General features: G+C 39.5%; 1 protein-coding gene and 1 pseudogene. One reads left to right on the top strand and one right to left on the bottom strand.

Translation table 11 applies throughout. The features are described 5' to 3' along the window. Positions 1-293 precede the first annotated feature (293 nt). Positions 294-698 (bottom strand): IS200/IS605 family transposase, encoded by a 405-nt coding sequence (tnpA, locus tag B9T16_RS28915; protein WP_006616017.1) that lies wholly within the window; start codon positions 696-698, stop codon positions 294-296. A 58-nt stretch (positions 699-756) separates the two neighbouring features. Between tnpA and B9T16_RS28910 the strand changes: the two are divergent. Continuing rightward, positions 757-980 (top strand): annotated as a pseudogene (locus B9T16_RS28910) (RNA-guided endonuclease TnpB family protein); the annotation flags it as partial.

The following is a 980-nucleotide window of genomic DNA, read 5'->3' as shown; positions in this document are numbered from 1 at the left end:
CTTAGAGTTTATTGGGTAACTAGAGCATACCACAAAGGGAACAAAGTTTCTGGGGCGGCGTTGAAAGCAGCAAGGAACGCGACATCCAGAAAGCTGGCTGAGACTTTGTTTAAGGCTCTGTGGGATATGCGGTAATAATCCCCATATAATGCTCATATCAAACTTGTACCCCGATCCAATTCCCTAGGTCGGGGTTTTTATTGGTGAAAGTTTGGGAATAAGATAGAAACTTGGTAGCCTCGTCTCTTTAGAGCGAGGCGGAAAAGTGACTCGGCGGATTTATCCGCATTCAATTAATGATGATGCGGATCTTCAATATATTTCTGGATAGTTGTCGCACTGACATTACCTGCGGTACTAAAAAAATAACTTTTACTCCATAAGCTAGGTAGTTTCAATAATTCAGGAAATTCTTTCCGAAGGAAATTAGAAGATCTCCCTTTGAAAAACCTAACAATTAAATGAATTGGGATTGTTGGGGGAAACTCAATAAAAAGATGGACGTGATCAGGTGCTATCTCACCAGCTCGAATATTCCAATTCTTTTCCGTTGCCAACTCCTGCCAGATTTGATAAAGCCTGTTCCGAATATCGCCTTTGAGAACAGGCTTCCTTCGTTTTGGGACAAAAACCAAATGGACAATAGCCAGCCCGATAGAGTGATTATAGTGTTGATACTCAAAACTTTTCTTTCTCATTGTCAATTTTATATTTAATGGCTATAATGTTGATCATATTACAGTAAACGACAAAAAGATGTATGGTTGTCAACAGGTTCTAATTCATACCAGTCGTGATATTGAGGCGATTATCGAGTATCTTTGTTCAGAATCTAACAAGATCTACAATTGCGCTCTTTATTACGCTAGGCAAATGCTTTTCAAAAAGCACGTTTTTGTTAATAGGGGAGCCGTTTGTTCTGAGATGTCTAAAAGTGCCAACCAGCATTTTAAGGCCATGTATGTTTCTTCTGCTCAACC

Origin of the sequence: Arthrospira sp. PCC 8006 (assembly GCF_046480465.1) — a bacterium.
GTDB lineage: Bacteria > Cyanobacteriota > Cyanobacteriia > Cyanobacteriales > Microcoleaceae > Limnospira > Limnospira platensis.
This window is presented reverse-complemented; position numbering and strand designations above follow the sequence as displayed.

Coding starts and splice junctions, on each gene's coding strand:
- tnpA (WP_006616017.1), bottom strand. CDS start 698: ATGAGAAAGAAAAGTTTTGAGTATCAACACTATAATCACTCTATCGGG.